We start from the raw sequence: 292 nt of genomic DNA, 5'->3' as shown, positions 1-292 counted from the left end.
GAACCGCAAATACCTTTCGATGTTTGCATCAATGACACCAGCATTGAGGATTGGTGGAGGATGACGGGATCGAACCGACGACCCCCTGCTTGCAAAGCAGGTGCTCTCCCAGCTGAGCTAATCCCCCAGTCGCATACATACCCAAGGAATTGCCCGTCAGACCAGTTGGTGGGTCTGGATGGATTCGAACCATCGACCCCCGCCTTATCAAGACGGTGCTCTAACCGACTGAGCTACAGACCCCTGAGTCTGTCTTTCTTACAGCCGACAAGTGTGAGCGCTTAAACGCGTG

The 292-nt window shown here is 54.1% G+C and carries 2 tRNA genes; both read right to left on the bottom strand.

The features are described from left to right. Positions 1 to 51: 51 nt before the first annotated feature. A tRNA-Ala gene (locus AB4Y35_RS42190) sits at positions 52 to 127 on the bottom strand. Between the two features lie 39 nt (positions 128 to 166). After that, positions 167 to 243: transfer RNA gene (locus tag AB4Y35_RS42185), tRNA-Ile, on the bottom strand. Between the last annotated feature and the right edge of the window lie 49 nt (positions 244 to 292).

It is taken from the genome of Paraburkholderia sp. EG286A (assembly GCF_040965375.1).
In the GTDB taxonomy this organism is placed as follows: Bacteria; Pseudomonadota; Gammaproteobacteria; order Burkholderiales; family Burkholderiaceae; genus Paraburkholderia.
Note: the sequence above shows the minus strand (reverse complement) of the source record. Positions and strands in the feature narration are given on the sequence as shown.